21 protein-coding genes are annotated in these 18,159 nt (G+C 68.1%); 12 read left to right on the top strand and 9 right to left on the bottom strand.

Translation table 11 applies throughout. The features are described from left to right. Window positions 1-16 precede the first annotated feature (16 nt). The gene (locus tag ACIA12_RS04745; protein WP_396365452.1) at window positions 17-430 is read left to right on the top strand and encodes a CBS domain-containing protein; all 414 of its coding nucleotides are present in this window, start codon (window positions 17-19) and stop codon (window positions 428-430) included. Between the two features lie 103 nt (window positions 431-533). Here the strand turns inward: ACIA12_RS04745 and ACIA12_RS04750 are convergent, their stop codons facing one another. Further along, window positions 534-764, bottom strand: coding sequence for a hypothetical protein (locus tag ACIA12_RS04750; protein ID WP_396365453.1), 231 nt, complete (start codon window positions 762-764; stop codon window positions 534-536). Window positions 765-830: 66 nt separating this feature from the next. Beyond that, complete coding sequence (locus ACIA12_RS04755) at window positions 831-1,880, bottom strand: NAD-dependent epimerase/dehydratase family protein (RefSeq protein ID WP_396365454.1); 1,050 nt, start codon at window positions 1,878-1,880, stop codon at window positions 831-833. A gap of 35 nt (window positions 1,881-1,915) precedes the next feature. Between ACIA12_RS04755 and ACIA12_RS04760 the strand changes: the two genes are divergently transcribed. The 6 genes from ACIA12_RS04760 (at window position 1,916) to ACIA12_RS04785 (ending at window position 6,140) form a co-directional block, all read left to right on the top strand. Then, window positions 1,916-2,620 carry an HAD family hydrolase gene (locus ACIA12_RS04760; RefSeq protein WP_396365455.1) on the top strand — a complete coding sequence of 235 codons (705 nt, stop codon included), beginning with the start codon at window positions 1,916-1,918 and terminating at the stop codon, window positions 2,618-2,620. After that, window positions 2,601-3,617 (top strand): DNA topoisomerase IB, encoded by a 1,017-nt coding sequence (locus ACIA12_RS04765; RefSeq protein ID WP_396365456.1) that lies wholly within the window; start codon window positions 2,601-2,603, stop codon window positions 3,615-3,617. The genes ACIA12_RS04760 and ACIA12_RS04765 overlap by 20 nt, the downstream gene beginning before the upstream one ends. 108 nt (window positions 3,618-3,725) lie before the next feature. Further along, on the top strand, window positions 3,726-4,169 hold the full coding sequence (locus ACIA12_RS04770; RefSeq protein ID WP_396365457.1) for an Hsp20/alpha crystallin family protein: 444 nt from the start codon (window positions 3,726-3,728) through the stop codon (window positions 4,167-4,169). A 70-nt stretch (window positions 4,170-4,239) separates the two neighbouring features. Further along, complete coding sequence (locus ACIA12_RS04775) at window positions 4,240-4,878, top strand: hypothetical protein (protein ID WP_396365458.1); 639 nt, start codon at window positions 4,240-4,242, stop codon at window positions 4,876-4,878. 14 nt (window positions 4,879-4,892) lie between these two features. After that, window positions 4,893-5,279 (top strand): hypothetical protein, encoded by a 387-nt coding sequence (locus tag ACIA12_RS04780; protein ID WP_396365459.1) that lies wholly within the window; start codon window positions 4,893-4,895, stop codon window positions 5,277-5,279. A 177-nt stretch (window positions 5,280-5,456) separates the two neighbouring features. Beyond that, window positions 5,457-6,140 (top strand): GAF and ANTAR domain-containing protein, encoded by a 684-nt coding sequence (locus tag ACIA12_RS04785; RefSeq protein ID WP_396365460.1) that lies wholly within the window; start codon window positions 5,457-5,459, stop codon window positions 6,138-6,140. Between the two features lie 24 nt (window positions 6,141-6,164). Here the strand turns inward: ACIA12_RS04785 and ACIA12_RS04790 are convergent, their stop codons facing one another. Next, window positions 6,165-7,019 carry an SDR family oxidoreductase gene (locus ACIA12_RS04790; protein WP_396365461.1) on the bottom strand — a complete coding sequence of 285 codons (855 nt, stop codon included), beginning with the start codon at window positions 7,017-7,019 and terminating at the stop codon, window positions 6,165-6,167. Continuing rightward, window positions 7,019-7,444, bottom strand: a complete 426-nt coding sequence (locus ACIA12_RS04795; protein ID WP_396365462.1) for a nuclear transport factor 2 family protein — start codon at window positions 7,442-7,444, stop codon at window positions 7,019-7,021. The genes ACIA12_RS04790 and ACIA12_RS04795 overlap by 1 nt, the downstream gene beginning before the upstream one ends. Before the next feature lie 60 nt (window positions 7,445-7,504). On the opposite strand from ACIA12_RS04795, the gene ACIA12_RS04800 reads away from it, so the two are divergent. Continuing rightward, window positions 7,505-8,155, top strand: a complete 651-nt coding sequence (locus ACIA12_RS04800) for a TetR/AcrR family transcriptional regulator (protein WP_396365463.1) — start codon at window positions 7,505-7,507, stop codon at window positions 8,153-8,155. Here the strand turns inward: ACIA12_RS04800 and ACIA12_RS04805 are convergent. From ACIA12_RS04805 to ACIA12_RS04815, 3 genes are all read right to left on the bottom strand, one after another. Further along, a complete protein-coding gene (locus tag ACIA12_RS04805; protein ID WP_396365464.1) occupies window positions 8,135-8,887 on the bottom strand; it encodes a GntR family transcriptional regulator in 753 nt (250 codons plus the stop codon). The two genes, ACIA12_RS04800 and ACIA12_RS04805, sit on opposite strands and share 21 nt — an antisense overlap. Before the next feature lie 80 nt (window positions 8,888-8,967). Next, entirely contained in the window at window positions 8,968-9,942 is a 975-nt protein-coding gene (locus tag ACIA12_RS04810) for a glycoside hydrolase family 16 protein (protein ID WP_396365465.1), read from the bottom strand. A 155-nt stretch (window positions 9,943-10,097) separates the two neighbouring features. Next, window positions 10,098-11,963: a glycoside hydrolase family 76 protein gene (locus ACIA12_RS04815; protein WP_396365466.1), complete on the bottom strand. Its 1,866-nt coding sequence runs from the start codon at window positions 11,961-11,963 to the stop codon at window positions 10,098-10,100. A gap of 161 nt (window positions 11,964-12,124) precedes the next feature. Here ACIA12_RS04815 and ACIA12_RS04820 point away from each other — a divergent pair, with 161 nt between their 5' ends. The 4 genes from ACIA12_RS04820 (at window position 12,125) to fusA (ending at window position 16,250) form a co-directional block, all read left to right on the top strand. After that, complete coding sequence (locus ACIA12_RS04820) at window positions 12,125-13,027, top strand: glycosyltransferase family 2 protein (protein WP_396365467.1); 903 nt, start codon at window positions 12,125-12,127, stop codon at window positions 13,025-13,027. Window positions 13,028-13,047: 20 nt separating this feature from the next. Then, window positions 13,048-13,893 carry a glycosyltransferase family 2 protein gene (locus tag ACIA12_RS04825; RefSeq protein ID WP_396365468.1) on the top strand — a complete coding sequence of 282 codons (846 nt, stop codon included), beginning with the start codon at window positions 13,048-13,050 and terminating at the stop codon, window positions 13,891-13,893. A 122-nt stretch (window positions 13,894-14,015) separates the two neighbouring features. Then, a complete protein-coding gene (locus ACIA12_RS04830) occupies window positions 14,016-14,156 on the top strand; it encodes a hypothetical protein (protein WP_396365469.1) in 141 nt (46 codons plus the stop codon). Between the two features lie 27 nt (window positions 14,157-14,183). After that, window positions 14,184-16,250, top strand: a complete 2,067-nt coding sequence (gene fusA, locus ACIA12_RS04835) for an elongation factor G (protein ID WP_396365470.1) — start codon at window positions 14,184-14,186, stop codon at window positions 16,248-16,250. Between the two features lie 47 nt (window positions 16,251-16,297). Here the strand turns inward: fusA and ACIA12_RS04840 are convergent, their stop codons facing one another. Beyond that, window positions 16,298-16,972 (bottom strand): response regulator, encoded by a 675-nt coding sequence (locus tag ACIA12_RS04840; protein ID WP_396365471.1) that lies wholly within the window; start codon window positions 16,970-16,972, stop codon window positions 16,298-16,300. Further along, on the bottom strand, window positions 16,969-18,141 hold the full coding sequence (locus ACIA12_RS04845; protein ID WP_396365472.1) for a sensor histidine kinase: 1,173 nt from the start codon (window positions 18,139-18,141) through the stop codon (window positions 16,969-16,971). Before ACIA12_RS04845 ends, ACIA12_RS04840 begins: the two co-directional genes overlap by 4 nt. Window positions 18,142-18,159 lie beyond the last annotated feature (18 nt).

Raw genomic sequence — 18,159 nt, forward strand, 5'->3', positions numbered from 1 at the left:
CGATAGGAGCTGTGTGATGACGACTGCACGGGACCTGATGACGCCCGGCGCGGAATGCGTCGGGGAGAACGAGACGCTGGTGGACGCGGCCCGCAAGATGCGTGATCTCGACGTCGGCGCGCTGCCCATCTGTGGTGAGGACAACCGGCTCAAGGGCGTGCTGACCGATCGCGACATCGTGGTCCGCTGCCTGGCCGAGGGTGGTGACCCCTCGACCGCGCTGGCCGGTTCGCTGGGACAGGGCAAGCCGGTCACGATCGGCGCCGACGACAGTATCGAGGAAGCGCTGGCGACGATGTCGAAGCACCAGGTCCGCCGGTTGCCGGTGATCGACGGCCACGACCTGGTCGGCATGCTCGCCCAGGCCGACATCGCCCGCGCGCTGCCCGGAGAGGCCACCGGCGAAACAGTCGAGGACATCTCCCGCTGACCTCGCCGAACCCCCACGCCCGCGAGCGTGCCCTTCACGCCCGCGGGCGTTGCCGAGCCGTTGTCTGTAACACGTCCCGCGTTCTCGTTGCCTCGGTGATGGCTCAGTCGGGTGGTTCGATTGGCGTGCCTTGGGTGCCGGGGGTGACGTCCTCGTCCCGGGGTGGGCGCCGGTCGGGTTCGTCTACTGGGCCGGGGGAGCGGCGTCCGTTGTCGTGCTCGATCTTGTCGACGTCCTGCAGGTCCTGGTCGGGGTCGCCGGTCTCGAGGGCCTCATTGACTTCGGTGTCGCTGACGGTCTTGTGACTTTCTTCGCCAGGTCGTTGAAAGATCATTCTTGCCTCCAATGTCGGGGTGCCGGTTCCCGCCCTTAAACCAGGGCACCGCAACCAGGGCGCCCGTCAGGTTCGGCGGCGTTGGCTGACCGGGCCACGGTGGAGCAGGTCCGCCAGTTGGCGAGCGACCGTGCGCGGCCGTAGTACCGGGGTGCGGCCTGCCGCGGCGGTGCGGAGGCCGGCGAGTACTTCGCGGAGTACCGCCTTACCGTCGTGCTGAGCCCGCCAGCCGAGGTCATGCTCGGCGCGCGTCGTGTCGAGCAACGGCACCGAGTAGGCCAGGTCGAGCCAGCCGGGATCGAGTGGTTGCAGATGGCTGTGCCACGCGCCTGCGGCCACGGCCCGCACGACGGGTGCCGGTACCTGCAACGAGCGGGCTCCCAATGCCGCCGCGATGTCGTCGACGGTGATGGGTCCAGGCGCAGCGAGGTTGTACGGGCCACCGGCACCACGCTGCAACACGCGGACGATCGCGTCCGCCACGTCATCCGCGTGGACGACCGGGACGGCCAAAGCACGGTCCAGCAGGACGATCGGTACGAGATCAAGGACCTTGGCCGGTACGAGCGCCGGCAGCGCGTAGCGAAGGAGCGCACTGCCCGCGGACTCCTGTCCGATGATTCCCGGCCGCAGGCGAGTCACCGTGATTCCGGACCGGTTCTCCAGCCTGTCGAGGATCCGCTCGGCCGCGGCCTTGTGCCGACTGTAGGGCGAGGTGGGAATTCCTGTGTTCGGCCACGACTCGTCGACCGGCAGGTCGTCGGTCTTGCGGGCATAGACGCCGATCGACGACAGATGCACGAGGTGCGGTACTCCGACGGCGGCGACCGCATCGGCGACCCGGCGCGTGCCGCCGACGCCGACCTGCTCAAGATAGCCGGGATGATGCGAGGGCTGGAATGCCCAGGCCGCATGGACGACCGCGTCCGCGCCGTCGAAGGCCCGCCGGAGCAGGGTTTCCGCGTCCGCGCTCGTCAGATCGACGGCGTGCCAGGTGATGCCCTCTGCGCCCGGTGGCCGGCGGGATAGTCCGACCACCGAGTGATCCTCGCGGCGGAGCCGGCGGACCAGCGCAGTACCGACGTTTCCGGTCGCTCCCGTGATGACGATACGCATGCTTCGCTGTACCCATTTCGGGGAACCGCAGCCCTATGACTGAGTCTGTTATCGCGGTTCTCGACATCGACGGCACCCTGATCGATTCGAACTACCACCACGCACTCGCCTGGTACCGGGCGCTGCGCTCGGTGGGGGAGACCTACCCGGTGTGGCGGCTGCACCGGTTGATCGGCATGGGTGGCGATCAGGTGGTCAAGGCCGTCGGAGGCGAGGAGCTGGAGCGCAGGGTCGGCGACCAGGCCCGGGAGGCACAGGGCAAGGAGGTCGACGCGCTGCTCGAGGAGATGGCGCTGTTGCCGGGGGCCCGCGAACTGCTGGTGGCCATCAAGGAACGCGGTCACCAGTTGGTCCTGGCCAGCTCTGCCCAGGAACGTCATGTCGACGTCTTTCTGGACAAACTCGATGCCCGCGGCATCGTCGACGGCTGGACCACCAGCGCCGACGTCGAGAAGTCCAAACCGGCGCCGGACCTGCTCCAGGTGGCGCTGCGGAAACTGGGCGTGCCGTCGGACGCCGCCAGTGTGGTCATCGGTGACTCGGTCTGGGACGTCAAGGCGGCCGCCAGGGCCGGGATGCCCGCGATCGTCGTCCGCTCCGGCGGGTTCGGCGACGACGAGCTGCTGGAGGCCGGCGCCAAAGCCATCTACGACACGCCCGGTGACCTGATCGACTCCCTGGACACAACGATTGGTGCGATCGACGAAGGGACTGCTGACAGTGCGTCTCAGGCGAAGTGACCCGCACGGCCCCGGGCTCAGCCGCCGGGGCCGCGGCAAGGGGTTCAGCTATCTCGATGCCGACGGCAACCGCATCTCGGATCCCGAGGTGCTCGACCGGATCCGTGCGCTCGTCATCCCGCCCGCGTGGAAGGACGTCTGGATCAGCCCGCATCCGAACGGGCACATCCAGGCAGTGGGCACGGACGAGGCCGGTCGCCGGCAGTACCTGTACCACGTGGAGTGGCGCAGTACGAAGGACGCCGACAAGCACGAGCGGGTCAAGACGCTGGCCAACCGGCTCCCGGAGTTCCGCGCCGCGGTCGACCGGGATCTGTGTGCGAAGGGCCTGACCCGGGAGCGGGTGCTGGCCACCGCGCTGAGGATGCTCGACCACGGTGTCTTCCGCACCGGCAACGATCGGTACGCCGCCGAGTCGGGCAGCCGGGGCGCCGCGACGTTGCTCCGCAAGGATGTCCGGGTCCGCAAGGGCCTGCTGGTGTTCGACTACGTCGCCAAGGGTGGCATCCAGCGATCCTTCGAGCTGGACGACGACAAGCTGGCGGCGGCGGTGAGCGCGCTCAAGCGCAGCAGGCACGACAACCCGCGCCTGCTGGTCTACCGCGACAAGGACGGCTGGCACGAGATCAACGCCGGACTGATCAACGAGCGGTTCCAGGAGATCGTCGGCGATCAGTACACGGTCAAGGACCTGCGGACCTGGACGGCGACCGTGCACGCCGCGGTGGACCTGGCCGAAGCCGAGCCGGCGAAGACGAAGAAGGCCGCGAAGAAGGCGGTCAAGGAGATGCTGACGGAGGTCTCCCACCACCTGGGCAACACTCCGTCGGTGGCCAGGAGCTCGTACGTCGATCCGCGGGTGATCGAGCAGTACGAGAACGGCCGGACGATCGCCCGGGCGATCAGCCGGACGGGCTCGGACGAGCTGGAGAGCCAGGAGGTTCGGGAGGAACTCGAGCCTTCGGTGGCCCGGCTGGTCAGCGACGAACCGACCTGACCTCCGCTGTCAACGAATTGATGACGAGAGACTTGTCAACGGTTCGATGACGCGCTATAAAAGTCGTGCGTGTTGACACCGACGAACGACTAGTCAGGAGGTGGAACGATGTTGATGCGCACCGACCCGTTCCGCGAGTTCGACCGGCTGGCCCAGCTGGTGACCGGCGGCACCGCCCCGGGGACCTGGTCCAAGCCGAGCCCGATGCCGATGGATGCCTACCGCTCCGGTGACGAGTACGTGGTGGTCTTCGACCTGCCCGGCGTCTCGGCGGACGCGATCGACCTCGATGTCGAGCGGAACGTGCTGACGGTGAAGGCCGAGCGCCGGCCGGCGGCGCTGGCCGAGGGCGTCGAGATGCAGGTGTCCGAGCGGCCGCTGGGGGTGTTCTCCCGGCAGCTGTTCCTGGGCGACACCCTCGACACCGAAGGGATCGAGGCGGCGTACGACAACGGTGTGCTGACCTTGCGGATCCCGGTCGCGGCGCAGGCGAAACCACGCAAGATCAGCATCGGCGCGAAGACCGACGGTCAGCAGCAGATCGACGCCTGACACCGGCGCCTGACATCGGCCGCCTGACCAGCCGCTTGCCTGCGGCCACTTCGACGCGAGGACCACGAGCATGACCGAGCAGCAGACCATGAGCGAGCCGGACGACCCGGGCGCCCTGGACTTCGTGCGGGAGGTCGTGACCGGGCCGGACAACCGGGAGCCTGCTGACTTCCTCGAGGCACTGGCCCGGATCCGGGACCTGCGCGAGCAGCTCACGAAGTACGAGCCCCAACTGATCGACGCGGCCCGGCGTCGTGGGGTGAGTTGGGCCCAGCTCGCGTCCGCGCTCGGAGTGGCCAGCAGGCAGGCGGCCGAGCGGCGCTATCTCCGGCTGCGTCCGAACGCGGCTGACCCCTCGATGAACGGAGAGCAGCGGCTCCAGGCGGTGCGCGATCAGCGGGCCAGCGACCGGGCGGTGGCGACCTGGGCCAGGCAGAACGCCGCGGATCTGCGCCGGCTGGCCGGGCAGATCAGTTCGCTGGACGATCCGGACCCGGCGGTACAGGCAAGCGTCGATCGGGTCAGCGTGGCGCTGGGCGACGACGATTCCCTTGCGCTGCTCGAGCCGTTGGCCGCGGCGAAGGCCGACCTCAGCCGCGATCATCCGGCGCTGGCCGACCGCATCTCGCACCTCACCGACCAGACCGACGAGGTCCGCCAGGGCAGCCGGCTCCGCACCGCCGAACGAGCGTCCACAGATCAGACGTAGCAGAAAGGGTAGCGATGAAGCTGTTGTTCGAGATCCGTCCGGTCGAACACCTGGAAGCCAGTGTCGACTACTATCGCGCCCTCGGCCTGGAGCCGCTCGGCTGGCCCGATGACGACACCGCCCTGCTGGCCCCGCGTGATGGAGAGACCACGATCGTGCTCGTCCGCGATCCGGCCGAGGCGGCCCTGGGCAGCGGGGGCGTGTACGAGGTCGGCGACGTGGACGCCTTCTTCGACGGCCACCCCGGCCTGGACTGGCTGATCGCGCCCGTCACCAGCTCACTCGGCCGGTACGCCGTGTTCGCCGACCGTACCGGCACCTGTATCCGGTTGCTCGACCCACATCCCTACCTGGGCACGGAGGCCGCGTCCTCGTTCTCCATCTACGCGATGGCCGGCTGAACGTACCGGCCTCGATGTGTGAAACCGGCCGGGCTGGGAACCGACGCTACAAGTAGCCATGAATCCCGCGGGGAGACCGGTTGCCAGGTCGCGCGCGTTGCGCCAACCAGCGCGCGTGACCGCCCTCCGGTGGTCTGCCGGGGGAATGCGCCGGATCGGATGGGGTACTCGATGGCCATGGGCGAGAACGAGCTCGACGAGACTGCCCGGCGATTGGCCAAGTCGCTGACACCGGGAGACCTGGACCATACGCTGAGCCGGATCACGGCAGCGGCGGTCGAGGTGCTGCCGGAGGTCGAGTACGCCAGTATCACCGTGAAGCACAGCGATGGCAGGCTGGAGACGGCCGCGCCCACCGACGACGTGCTGTGGGGAGTGGACGCGGCGCAGTACGACCTGCAGGAGGGGCCGTGCTACGACGCGGCTGTCGAAGCGGCTCACGTGCTGGCACCCGATCTCGCCAATGACCCGCGTTTCCCGCGCTACGCCGTGACCGCGACGGCCGTCGGCATCCGGGCGCAGGCGGGCATCCGGCTCTTCGACGCGCCGAAGTCGCAGGGCGCGCTCAATCTGTACTCGACCAGGATCGGCGCCTTCGAGGACCTCGGCTCGATCGGCCTGCTGTTCAGGCACCAGTCGGCGATGGCCATCGCGTACGCCCAGGAGATCCAGAACCTGCAGGAAGCGCTGCGCACCCGCCGGACGATCGGCCAGGCGATCGGCATCGTGATGGAGCGCTACTCGCTGTCCGACCAGCGCGCGTTCGCCTTCCTGACCAGGCTGTCCCAGCACGGCAACGTGAAACTCAACAAGGTCGCCGAACGCCTCGTCGCCGACGCCGACTCCAAGACCGGCAACTAGCCGGCCGCCCCACCAGCAGGTTGCCTAGGCAAGGATGTCGGTGAGGGTGGTGGTGGGGACGATCGGCAGTTGGGGGTCGGGGGTGGCGGTCAGGTCGATCGAGTTCATCACGACCGCTGCCTGGGCCTGCCGGGCGAAGGCGGGGGAGATCGGGCGGGCCAGCAGTGCCATCGCTCGTAGCATCGGCAGGGGAATGTGCTGGATCCTGGCCGGTCGGCCGCTTGCGGCGACGAGACGGTCGGCGAGCTGGCTGAACGTCAGGTTCTCCGGGCCGGCGACTTCGTAGGTCTGCTTGCGAAGCGATGCGTCGCTCACCGCGAGGTGGACAAGTGCCGCGACATCGTGCGCCGAGACGAAGTTGATCGGGTTGCGGCCCGGGCCGAATACCTGGACCTTGCCGCGCTCCAGGCCGGCGCCGACGATGCCGCTCCACGTCTCCAGGTAGGCGGTCGGACGGATGATGGTCCATTCCAGGCCGCTGGCCAGGAGTTCCTGTTCGGCGGCGTACTTGGCCCGGAACAGCGACATCGGGTGGTCGGCCGCGCAGCCGTGCACGGACATCAGCACGACATGCTCGACGCCGGCCGCGACCGCGGCGCGGATCAGGTTGCGGTTCGCGTCCCGGTCGACCGACTCCGGGCTGACCTTGCCCGGCCCAGCGAAGCCTTGCACCGCCGAGACCACTGTCCTGCAGCCGTCCACGGCGATGGCCGCAGTGTCCGGATTGCGGAGGTCCCCGACGACCGTCCCGACACCGGCGGAGAGGTGCGCGGCACGGGCCGGGTCCCGGGTCAGTACGCGGACCTGCTCACCGCGCGTGGTCAGCAGACGTACGACCTCGGTGCCGAGCGTGCCGGTGCCGCCGGCCACCAGGATCATCACGGCACCTCGGTGTGCATGACCCGCTGCGTGTGCGCGTCGACGTCGCCGCTGGTTTCCTCGACCGGCTCCAGATAGAACCGCGCCGAGGTGATCAGCGGAGGCTCCACCCCGAAGATCACCACGCCCCGCATCGCCAGCGCGGTGCCGTCCGGCCGGGTGCCCGAGATGTCCCACTCGGTCCACAGCCGGTCACCGTCGACGACACTGCGCGGCACCTTCGCGTGCAGATCGGGGGCACCGGCAAAGATCTGCGCCCAGTTGGCCCGTACCTGCGTGCGTCCGCGGAATCCGCGCAGCGGGTGGGCCGGGGTCTCGTTCAGATAGTCGTCGGCGAAGCACGACACCAGTGCGTCGAGATCGTGGGCGTTCACGGCTCCGATCAGGCGGTCGAGCACGGCCGCCGAGCCCTCTTGTCGTGTCATGACGCCCCCACCAACAATTAGATACAGTGACCTGTAATTAATTTGAGGATGGGACCGCCCGTGGCGAACGTCAAGAGCTCACGCCCGTACGACACCAGCGGTCGCCGCGCGCGGGCGCACCGTAACCGTGAGGGGATCCTCAACGCCGCCGAGCGCCGGTTCACGGCGACCGGCTACGGAGCCACCACGGTCGCCGCCGTCGCGGCCGACGCGGGAGTCTCAGTGGAGACCGTGTACAAGGCGTTCGGCTCGAAGTCGGGCCTGGTCAGGGCGCTTTACGACCGCGGTCTGGCCGGGCGGAGCCCCGTACCGGCGTACGAGCGCTCGGACGAGATGCGCGAGCACGAGCCCCACCCGGCGACGATCATGCGCAACTGGGGAGTGCTGACCAGTGAAGTCGGGTCGGTGGTCACGCCGATCCGGTTGCTGATGCGTACAGCCGCGGCGACCGACCCGGAGATGGCCGCGCTGGTCCGCGACATCGACGCCGAGCGCCTCGACCGGATGCGGCACCACGCGACGTTCCTCGCCGACCGCGGCCAGCTGCGCGATGGTGTGACGGTCGACGACGCCACTGACGTGTTCTGGACCTGCAGCTCGGCCGAGCTTTACGACCTGCTGGTACTGCAGCGCGGCTGGCCGGCGGAGCGCTTCGCGCGGTTCGTCGGCGACACCATGATCGCGGCGCTGCTACCCAACGCCGCCGAGTGACCGTTCGGTGTTCGGGTCGGTGGGCTTGGAGAGGGTCAGCTGGGTGCTGACCTGGTAGCGATCGCCGCGGTAGGCGGCGCGGGTGAACTCGAACCTGCGGCCGTTCTGGTCGCGGGTGGTTCGTTCCAGGACCAGGATCGGAGCGTCCAGCGCGAGGCCGAGCAGGGCGGACTCGGTGGCGTCGGACGCCGCTGCCGAGTGAGTCTGTTCGGCGTCGGTCGGGATCACGCCGTACCGTTCCCGGAGCAGCGCGTAGAACGAGTCCTGCTCGATCGACCGGACGTCGAAATCGGGGACGATCTCCTGCAGGACATGGATCGTCTCCAGACAGATCGGCTCGCCGTTGACGAGGCGTTGCCGGGCGATTCGCAGTACGGCGGTGTGCGGCGGGATCCCGAGCCGGTTACCGATCAGGTTGCCGGCCTGGATCGGCCCGTGGCTGAGCACCCTGCTGGTCCAGGCCTCCGACGCTCTCGGGTACGTCGCTCCGTGGGCGCCGGTGATCTGCTGAGCGATTCTGTGGTTGCCGACGAACATGCCGCGGCCGTGCTCACGAACCAGCCGGCCATCGCGGACCAGGTCGTCGACCACTGCCCGGAGGGTCGGGCGGGAGATGTCGAGTTCAGCGGAGAGCTGCCGCTCGGACGGGATTGCCTGACCAGCTGCTCGTGACTCGACCAGCCCGAGCAGGTGCTCGCGGGCCAGATCTCGCTTTCGCAATCTGTCTGCCACGAGCACCCACCTCTGTTCCTGCCGGACGTTTACGCGAACATAGCCCATTCGGCCACGTCGCTACGCCCTGGTTCAGAGAATCAATGCTGCGGAGGCTGGTAGTTCTCGCAGCTCCCGGTGTTGATCAAGGTGTCCTGGTAGCCGGTGTCGTGCGCGCGGTACTTCGTGACGGCGGCTTCGGCCTTCGTGGGGGAGACCGTCTCGTTCTTGGCGTAATAGGCCCAGTCGATCTGCTCGTGGTACTCACTCGTGGCGGTGCCCTGATGCGCGTCCAGATCGATGAACCACAGGTTCCAGTTCATGCTCATGTCCTGCCGCGGCAGGATGGTGTTGCCGTCCTGGTCCACGGTGTGGTCGGCAGTGAGCAGGCCGTCGATGTAGTACTTCGCGTGGCCGTTGCCGACCTGCGTGACATAGGTGTGCCAGCCGTCGAGCGACCTGTTCTGGTGATTCTCCGCGGTTCGCGCGTCCCACGGATCCTCCCGGAAGGTGTGCCAGCTCGTCTGGTAGTTGATCGGGCCGGTCTCGCCCCAGCCGCCGTTCGGCAGGTATTCGGTGAAGTCGAGCTCGCTGTAGATCGGGTCGTAGTCGAACTTCGTCGGACCGATCGCGAACGCGGTCTCGTTGATGTGGTCGCCGTCCGGTCCGGCGGCCGGCTTGTCGGCGTACCGGACGCGGGTGGCGTAGGTCCCGTTCCGCAGGTTCATGGTGGTCCGGCGGAGCTCGGCATGGGTCGTACCGGCCGGAGTGCCGTTCGTCGTCGCCTGGAGCTGAGCGACGTTCTGCCCGCCCTGCTGGACGAACGAGACATTGCTCGCCGGCCAGGCCGCGCCCGGCACGCCTGGACCGCCGACCTCACTTCGGGCGTTCCAGCCGTGCGCGGCCAGGTCAGGATCGGTGGCCGACTTGTACCCGAAGTCGTCGAACAGCACGCCGCAGTGACTCGGCTTGCTGTCGGCCTGACCGGTCGAGCCGACGGCGGCGGTGGCGCCGGTCGCCATCGAGGCTATCGAGGCGGCGGCGGCGATGAAAATTGTCGTTCGCTGACGTGACATGGGTTGAGCATGAATGCCGAACGAATGAATCGCAAGAGTTTCACCGATCTTTCCGAACGGACCCATCGATATTCATCAGGAATGCCATTTGTCTAATGCACTGGTAAATACCAAAGGGTGCTGATTGCGACTCCAGATGGTATTTACCAGTTGCTTCAGTCGTGGGTGGCGGTCACGTGATAGACCCGGCCGCCCCAGCCGTCGTCGGGGAACGAGTCGGCGATCCGGACATAGGCCGCCTTGTCCGGTCCGAGGTACGGCGTGAGATCGAAGGTCCGCGCCGCCTTGTTCTGACCGTCGTGGAGTTGCTGCGTCTCGGTCGCCACCGTGGTCCACTGCTGCCCGTCGCCGCTGACCTGGACGACGAACTCGTTGTCGATCGTCAGCGTCGCGGACGCCGTGGTGGTGTCGGAGGGGAACGGGAAGCGGTAGACGAAGTACGAGTGCCCGTCGGCGAACCGGTTCTGCACCCCGTTGCTCTGGGAGCCGTCCGCGTCCCACAGCCACGGCGTCTCGGCCGCCGTGCCGGTGTCGAAGTCGGCCGTGTTCGCGATCAGGATGTCGGCGCGCGTGCTGAACGACAGTTGCGATCCGGACGTCGCCGTCGCGGTCACCGAGTAGCGACCGTCCGGCGTACCGGCTGGGATCGTCACGTCGAGCTGGACCGAGGAGTGCACCGGTACGGCGTTGCCGTGCGGGCGAAGCAGGACGGTCGAGCGCGGGGGAGTGACAGCCCATCCTGACGGGGCGGCCGCTCGGACGGTGACTTGGAGCGGCTCGTATCCGGTGGCCTGGACGTCGACTGTCAGCTTCACGTGGGTGGCCGCGCCGGTCGACGGCATCACTACTGGCAAGGCCGGGTCAGTGGTCGCTGACAACGACCGTACCGGCGGCGTGGACGGCACGGCGGCGATCAGCGCGCTGAGTGCACTGGCCTGGGTACGCCAGTCGAAGACGTTCGGCTCGGCGCCTGACCAACGCTCGCCCAGTCGATCGGACGCGTCCCGGTCGTTGCTCCAGACGGTGGCGGCCTGCTGGGCAACGAAATCGGTGTAGCGGCGGTCATGCGTGGTGTCGGCCAGGTCCATCCAGTAGCGCAGGAAGATACCCTTGAACTGCTTGCCGTTGTCGTCGCACGTGCGGCCGGGCGCATCGCAGTACTCCGTGAGGACGCCGTCCGACACCAGCCCGCCCGGTGCAATCGCCGCGTCGGCCAACCCTCGTACCGTGGTCAGCAGCTTCGGGTCGCGGGTTGCCCGGTAGAGCTCGAGCCCTGCGCCGATCGCCAGGCCCTGGTTGTAGCTCCAGACCGTGTCGCCGTTGCTCTCGCAATTGTCTTTGAGGCCGTCGTTGACCAGGCCGGCGGAGTTGATCATGCCGCTGGCGGTGAACCAGTTCCAGCCCTCCTGCGCGCGGCCGAGCCAATGCTTGTCGCGCGGCAGCCGGTTGTGGAGTTCGGCGGTGAGGCGGATCCAGAGCCCGTTGGTGACGGCGTTCTTGTACGTGCGTTCGCCGTTCCACCAGACACCGCCGCCACACGTGCTCGGGTCCCAGTAGCCCTCGACGTACTCCGCGATCGTGACCGCCATGTCGAGGTACTTGCGGTTCTTGGTCAGGTCGTACGCCTGGATCCAGGTCAGGCCCCACCACTCGGAGTCGTCGATGGCCCGGCTGGTGAAGTTGCCGAGCAGCGGATCGCCGGACAGGTACCCGGCCGGGAACACGCCCTTGTCCTTCTCGAAGGTGTTGTCCAGCTGGGGCAGGTAGCGCCGGTCGCCGGTGCGTTCCATGTAGTCGCCGATGGTCTGCAAGGCGACCGCTGAGTTCCACCAGCTGGAGGGGAACCATGCCTTGTTCGGGTCGTACGAGCTCATCAGCTCCTCGGCGGCGACCCGGGCTCGCGCGACCGCGGTCGGACCGCTGGGTGCCGGGGCGGCATCGGCGGCCGGTGCGGCCAGGGCGCCGGCGACGAGGATGGCTCCGGCCATCAGTACCTGCAGGGTTCGGGCAGCACGTATCACGGCGAATGATCTCCTCGACTGCTTCAGGGCGGCTCGGGCGGACCGAGGGTGGAAACGTTTCAGTCAGCGGTCGGAAGTATCGTCGTCCGACCAGACAACGCTGTCAATGCCGTACGCGGGCCAGAAACGGGTACCTGGGGTCTTCGTTCGAAGGAGGTCGCGTGCAGGGACCGGACCTGCGCCTATCGGTCGTCGTCATCACGTACAACCGGCGTGACGAGCTCGACCTGGCGCTTCATCGGCTGGCGGAGCTCCCCGAGCAACCACCCGTCGTCGTGGTCGACAACGGTTCGGAGGACGGTACGGCCGAGCTGGTACTCAGGAAGCATCCGCAGGTGAAGCTGATCCGCCCCGGACGCAACCTCGGCGCGGTCGGACGCAACCTCGGAGTCGCCGCGGTCGACACCCCTTACGTCGCCTTCTGTGACGACGACACGTTCTACGATCCGGGCGCATTGACACTCGCGGCGAACCTGTTGGACGACCATCCGACACTGGCGGTGGTCACGGCGACGATCTTGGTCGAGCCTGGCGGGCAACTTGATCCCATCTGCGTCGAGATGGCGCAGAGCCCGTTGGAACGGCCGGCGGGTCTGCCAGGGCATCCCCTGCTCAGCTTCCTCGCTGGGGTGTCCGTCGTACGGCGGGAGGCGTTCCTGGCGGCGGGCGGCTTCTCGCATCGCCTCTGGCTGGGCGGGGAAGAAGAGCTTCTCGCCTCGGATCTGGCCCGGTACGGCTGGTCCATGTCCTACGTACCCGAGGTGGTGGCCCACCATCAGGCGTCGAAGCTTCGCGATGCTCACCTGCGTCGACGCCACGGGATCCGCAACACGTTGTGGTTCACCTGGCTGCGAAGGCCACTGCGGAGCGCCATCGTCCGAACCGTCCGGCACCTGTCTCGGGTACCGCGTGACCGCACCAGCCTGTACGCCGTTGCTGACGCGCTCCGAGGTCTGCCCTGGGTGCTTCGCGAGCGCCACGTCGTACCGGAACACGTCGAGCGTGGCTACCGGCTGCTCGATGAGATGCAACTGACCAGCAAGGCGCGCCGGTACGTGTCGTGAACTCGCCCAACGAGAGTGCTGTGACAGTTGTGGTGGCCAGCCGCAACCGTCGGTCCGAGCTGCTCGAAACGCTCGGCCGTCATCCGTCGCCCGTCATCCTGGTCGACAACGGATCCACCGACGGTACGGCGGAGGCGGTCGAGCAAGCCCATCCGTCGGTACAGGTGGTCCGCCTGAGCACCAACCAGGGCGCGACGGCACGCAATGTGGGTGTCGCACTCGCGACCACGCCGTACGTCGCCTTCGCCGATGACGACTCGTGGTGGGAGCCGGGCGCCCTGGACACCGCCGCCGAGATCCTGGACAAGCAGCCCGGCGTCGGCCTGCTCGCGGCGCGGATCCTGCTCGGTGAGGAGAACATCCCCGACCCGGTCTGCGAGCTGATGGCCAACTCGCCGCTCAGCCCCGACCCCGGCAGCTCCGCGAAGCCGATCCTCGGTTTCGTCGCGTGCGCGGCAGTAGTCCGAAGGGATGCCTTCCTCAGCTCGCAAGGATTCGACCCCGTCATCTTCTTCGGCGGCGAGGAAGAGCGCCTCGCTCTGGACCTGGCCACCAACGGCTGGGCCCTGTCCTACGAACCCGACCTGATCGTCCACCACCATCCTTCCCCCACCCGCGGCGCCCCGCAGGACCGCGAACTCCTGATCCTGAGAAACCACCTACTGACAGCCACCATGCGCCGCCCCTGGCCCGTCGTCCTACGCAACCTCCGCCACGCCGTACGACATGGCCGCCCGGGCCTCCGCGCCATCCTGACCGCCATACCCCGGCTACCCGCCGCCCTGACTGCCCGCCACAAAATCCCACCGCCCCTGGAACAGCGTCTGACCCTCCTGGAAACCTGGCAAACCAACGGCCGGCGGTGAAATCCAGTGGTCCGGCACCGTCGATCCCCTTACCCTGGGGTCGAACTGAGCGCCGCCACAACATCCCGGCAGGCGCCTTTGACGAGTGAGGGGAGCCCGGCCGTGCGTCATCGCATCGCTGTGTGCGTTCCCCGGTCACGGTACGACGTGATCCTGGTGTCTTCGGGTATGAGGTGCAGGCCGCGCGGCCTGCACCTGCCCGCGACGAACTGACCCACGTGCTCCTGAGTGCAGGCTTCGTCGCGGGGATCGCGCTGTCCTGATCCGGATCACCCGAAAGGCCATCGGCCATGCGTACGAACCTCAACCACCGTAAACAGCTGTCCGGCCTGCGCAACGTCGGCATCCTCGCCCATGTGGACGCAGGCAAGACCACCGTCACCGAACGGATCCTGTACCTGACCGGTACCACCCACAAACGCGGTGAGGTCCACGACGGCACGACCGTCACCGACTTCGACTCGCAGGAACGCGATCGTGGCATCACGATCTTCGCCGCGGCCGTCAGTTGCGACTGGGACGGGTACTCGATCAACCTGATCGACACGCCCGGCCACGTCGACTTCTCCGACGAGGTGGAGCGCTCGCTGCGGGTGCTCGACGGCGCCGTCGCACTGTTCGACGCCGTCGCGGGAGTCGAACCGCAGAGCGAGTCGGTCTGGCGGCAGGCCGACCGGCACGGCGTACCGCGGATCGCGTTCGTCAACAAGATGGACCGTCCGGGCGCCGACCTCGACGCGGCGGTGGACTCGATCCGCAGGCGGCTGCACGTGACTCCGCTCGTGGTCCAGTTGCCGATCGGAAAGGAAGCCGAGTTCAGTGGAGTGATCGACCTGCTCACGATGCGGGCGTACAGCTGGAACGACACCTTGACGGAGGGTCCGGTACCGGATGCCCTTGTGGAACAGGCGATGCGACGGCGTCGGCTGCTCGAGGAGGCCGTCGCGGAGCTCCATCCGGTCGCGCTGGACGAGTTCTACGCGCGGTCAACGGTCTCGGGGGAGACGCTGGCTGCTGCCCTGCGGGACCTGACCCGGTCCGGTACCGGCGTGGTGGTGCTGTGCGGTTCGGCGTACCGCAACTGTGGGATCGAGCCGCTGCTGGACGCTGTCGTCGCCTATCTGCCTTCACCACAAGAGGTGTCGGCAGTTCGCGGGCTGTGGGACGGCGCCGTGCAGGAGCGGACCGCCGACCCGACGGCGCCGTTCGCCGCGCTCGTGTTCAAGGTCAACTCGACCGCCACCGGACGGCTGACGTACCTGCGGGTGTATTCGGGGACGATTCGGAAGGGAGAAACCGTTGTGGACGCGGGTACGGGACGCACTGAGCGGATCAGCCGGATCCTGCGAGTGCAGGCCGACCAGCACGCGGAGGTGCAGCAGGCCGTCGCAGGCGACATCGTCGCGGTCGTCGGGCCGAAGCTGGCCCGAAGCGGCGCCACCCTGTGCGTGCCGGCAGCACCGCTGGTTCTCGAACCGCCGAGCGTTGCCGATCCGGTCGTTTCCGTCGCAGTCGAGGCGCGCCGGAGTACCGACACGGACCGGCTCGCGTCGGCACTGACGCGGCTGGTCGAGGAGGATCCGTCGCTGACGGTCCGGACCGATTCCGAAACCGGTCAGACGCTGCTGTCCGGCATGGGCGAACTGCACCTCGAGGTCGCGGTGGAGAAGATCCGTCGTGCTCACGGGCTGGAGGTCCGCGTCGGCCGGCCGCAGGTGACCTACCGGGAGACCGTCGCCGCCGGGGTGTCCGGGTTCGTGTACCGGCACGTCAAGCAGGACGGCGGCGCCGGTCAGTTCGCCCAGATCACTCTCGACGTGGAACCGCTGGAGGTACCTGATGATCGTCCGGAGGGCTTCGAGTTCCGGTCGGTCGTCGTCGGTGGCCGGGTGCCACAGGAGTACGTCCGCGCAGTCGAAGCAGGCTGCCGGGATGCTCTGGCCGAGGGTCCCCTCGGTGGACACCCGGTGACTGGGGTGCGGGTCACGCTGACGGATGGAGCAACCCATCCGAAGGATTCGTCGGAGTTGGCGTTCCGTACGGCGGGCCGGCTGGGCCTCCGCGAAGCGCTGCGGGCCACCACGATGGCGCTCCTGGAACCAGTCGCAGAGCTCACGGCAACCGTGCCCGAGGACACCGTCGGCGGCGTCCTCGGCGACCTGTCAGCACGCCGCGGCCGAATCTCGGCCACGACTTCCCGCCCAGGCACGATGGTGATCGTCGCCACCGTCCCCCTGGCCGAGGTGTTCGGCTACGCAACCCAACTGCGCAGCCGGACCCAGGGCCGGGGAACCTTCACCACCCGGCTCACCGGCTACGTCCTGGCACCAGGCGTGAAATCCGGGGAATCCCGGTAGCGCCAGCCTCTGACCCACCACCCAGCCCACCGACGACGGGTGGTGGGTCAGAGGAGGCCTGCGTCGTGGATGCGGTTTGCGAGTTGTACTCGGTTGGTGACGACCAGTTTGGTCATGATGCGGGAGACGTGAGCCTTCACGGTGGCCATGCTGAGATGGAGCTCGGCGGCGATCTGCGCGTTGAGCTTGCCTTCGCCGACTGCGATGGCGACGTCGCGTTCACGGTCGGTCAGGGTGACGGCGAGTGCTTGGGCCTGGAGGACCCGCTGTGGTTCGGGTGCGGTCTTCCGCAGCCGGGCGATCAGTTGTGCGGTCACGCTGGGGGAGAGCATGTGCTCGCCGGCAGCGACTCGGTGGACCGCGGCGACGATCTCCGCGGGTGGGGTGTGTTTGAGAAGGAATCCACTGGCTCCGTCGCCGAGCGCCCGCAGTACGAGGTCGTCGGCGTCGAACGTCGTCAGCATGATCACCTTGGCGGGCACCGGCCGGGCCATCAGCCGGCCGAGCGCCTCGAGGCCGTCCAGTCGTGGCATCCGGATGTCCATCAGTACGACGTCAGGCGCCACCCGTCCGACCAGGTCAAGGCCGGCCTGGCCGTCGGCCGCCTCGCCGACCACCTCGATCGTGGTGTCGTCGCGCAGGATCATCGCCAGGGCGGTGCGGACGAGTGCGTCGTCGTCGATGATCACGACCCGGATCGGTGCGTCAGCGGGCTGGTTCATGCGGGCCACGGCAGCCAGGCCCGGATCAGGAAGTCCCCGTCGGCGCTCAGGTGTTCGAGCTGGCCGCCCATCAGTTCGGCGCGTTCGGTCAGCCCGAGCAGACCGAGGCCCGAGCCGGGTGGCGTTGCGATCGGAGCGCCGACCCGGAGGGGGTTGCGGATCTCGAGCACCATCCGGGTGCCCGCCGTGCCGCTGAGAGTGACGTCCACTGTGGTGTCCGGAGCATGTTTGCGCGCGTTGGTCAGGCCTTCCTGGATCATCCGGTACGCGCTGCGCCCGATCGCGTCGGGCGCGCTGGCCAGGTCACCGATGCGGTTGACCAGCCTGACCCTGGTACCGGCTCCGACAGCCTCCTGGACCAGGGACGGCAGGTCGGTCAGCGTCGGTTGTGGCCGCTCCGGGAGCGAGTTGGGTTCGAGGGTTCGCAGTACTCCTAGTATTTCGTGCAGGTCGTGCAAGGCGTCGTGGGCGCTCTGCCGGGTGATGGCGGCAGCCGCGGCCACTTCGTCGTCGGTCAGCTCGCGGCAGTACTCCAGCGCACCGGCGTGCAGGGCGACGAGCGACAAGCGGTGGGCGAGGGCGTCGTGCATTTCGCGGGCGATCCGGGTCCGCTCGGTTGCCTGCGCTTGCTGCACCCGCAAGCTTTGATCGCTCTCGGCCCGGTCCGCTCGTTCGCGCAGCGTGGCGAGCAGGTCGCGGCGGGCGCCGACGTACATGCCGATGGCGATCAGGGCGCTGACGAACACGGCCGTGAACACGATGGAGACCGCCAACGCGGCCTGACCGGGCTGCGTCTCGAAGTACACGACCGAGGCGACGACTCCGACCACGGCCAGCGGAATGATCTCGGGCCACTTCCGCCGGGTGGCCAGGGAGACCGCCGTGACGATGACGGCTCCCGAGGCAGCGGAGGAGACACCGCCGATGGCGCTGGCGAGAAGGGCGATGGCCAGTGGGTAGCGCCGCCGCCAGCGCATCGAGACGACGCTGATGACTCCGAGGACGAGATCGAAGGCCAGGTACGGCCGGAAGTTCAGGTGGTAGGCGTTGTAGAAGGTCGCGATCCAGAAGCCGGCGCCGCAGATCGAGGCGAAGAGGTAGCGCCACGTCGACTGCCAGCGGCTCAGCGGAAGTGGTGGAGCGATCTGGAAGGCGTCCACTTTGCTCACCGTACGGGACATCCGTCA

This window comes from Kribbella sp. NPDC051620 (genome assembly GCF_044453825.1).
Classification (GTDB): Bacteria; Actinomycetota; Actinomycetes; order Propionibacteriales; family Kribbellaceae; genus Kribbella.